At 48.8% G+C, this 1836-nt stretch carries 1 protein-coding gene; it reads right to left on the reverse strand.

Annotated features, from left to right (window positions below):
• Nucleotides 1–183 precede the first annotated feature (183 nt).
• Nucleotides 184–1329 carry a Fic family protein gene (locus G533_RS0119265; RefSeq protein ID WP_144079968.1) on the reverse strand — a complete coding sequence of 382 codons (1146 nt, stop codon included), beginning with the start codon at nt 1327–1329 and terminating at the stop codon, nt 184–186.
• Between the last annotated feature and the right edge of the window lie 507 nt (nt 1330–1836).

The following is a 1836-nucleotide window of genomic DNA, read 5'->3' on the forward strand; positions in this document are numbered from 1 at the left end:
GTCAATAGATGGAAACTTCGACAGGTCCGCAGGTCCGGGCAGAACAATCAGCGAGGATGTCTACTCTCGATAGGCCGTTAATATGTCCTATGCCTAAAGCCTGATGCGGGTTCAGGTCTATCCGGGCGTCCACAATGGCGCTGGCTAGCTGCCAGGCCAAATACTGAGTTTGGTGGCGAGTGATCATTTAAGGTTAAACAGTTCCAGATACGGTTCAAATGCGAAGAGTCTGTTTCGGCTTTGCCCGGTAATCTCTCTAAGGATCTGTTGTTTGCACATCAAGGCAACCAACTCATTCGCCGGACGATAATTTACGCCACAGATCGTCGCGGCCTGATCAACGCTCAAAATCGGGTGCTTGAACAGCTGTTGCAATAAGAGTGTGGCGCTGGCGGTTCGCCTTCCAAAGTTGTTGTGAATCAACGTTTCGATATCTGACTTGAGCTTGATAATGTTTGTCAGCGCTGCGACAGCCTCAGTTGCCGTTTGCTCGACACCCACCAAAAAATACTTCAACCATTGCAGCATGTCGCTGTGAGTACGCACCCTCATCAGGTTGTCGTAATACAGCCCCTTGTTCTTTTCAAAATAGGTAGAAGGATAAAGTAAGGGCTGACTGAGAATCCCTTCACTCACCAGGAACAGAGTTATAAGTAGACGGCCTATCCTGCCATTGCCATCCAGAAAGGGGTGTATGGTTTCAAACTGGTAATGAGCAATGGCGATGCGAACTAACGCTGGCATTTGAATCTCATCATTGTGCAGAAACTTCTCCAGATCTCCCATCAGTTCAGGAACATGCTCGTGCGCGGGCGGTATAAATACCGCATCAGCCAGACTACTGCCGCCTATCCAGTTCTGACTGGTGCGGAATTCCCCGGGCATCTTTTGTTCTCCGCGAACATTCGTGAGTAGTGTCTGGTGAGCCTGCTTAAGCAAACGAGACGATAACGGCAATGTCTCCAGCGTTTGGATGGCATCATTCATCGCCCGGATGTAGTTGTTAACCTCGCGCCAGTCATTCCGCCGCTCCGGGTTAATTTCCTCCTCTGGTAACAGGGCTTCATCGATATTGGTTTTGGTGCCCTCTATCCGACTGGATACCACGGCCTCTTTGGTGACATGCAACTGAATAAATAAATCAATGTTTGGCACCAGGCGAGCATAGGAATTCAGCTCCCCCAGTCTTATGGCAGCCTTCTCTACAAGTTGGTTGATTTGTGGCGTATCCCAGGTCCAGCTCTCATTGATATGAGAGGGCAAAAAGAATTGGTACTGGAAACCCCTCCGGTATTCGCCAGAGCGATATTCCTCTAACCTGATGGCCATAAAAACCTTGCGCTGCTGAATGAAAGTGAAACACAAAATCTATTATTTCACTTTACGAGCTAAAAGTGAAACTAAGGGCGCCTTATTTCGTTTACAGCCGGATAAAAGGACAGACAAAGTTGCCAAGGCACCACTGGTACCTGCGGGAGATTTGCGGGACTTGTGGTGAAAAGTTGTGCTCTGTTGTGCAAAATGCGCTGTGGGTGTTCGGATTTAAGTTAATAAAATCAATGGGTTAAAATTTTACAGCAAAATTCATAATGCTGGGGTCGGTGGTTCAAGTCCACCCGTAGCTACCACCTTTTCCTGGTGCATTCCGGTCACATAGGTTGCACTTTATTCCGAGGGCATGGGTGACACTTTTGGAGCGAAGGGGTTCACACCCACTGGCTCCACCCTGTTCTCGGTCTGGTCAAAAAAGCCTAGATCATAATCCATAAAGCTGGGGTCCGGCCTTCCGGCAAGCCAGATCTCGTCAGCGATCTCTCTAATCCCTACATACTGGCC

Origin of the sequence: Haliea salexigens DSM 19537, assembly GCF_000423125.1 — a bacterium.
GTDB lineage: Bacteria > Pseudomonadota > Gammaproteobacteria > Pseudomonadales > Halieaceae > Haliea > Haliea salexigens.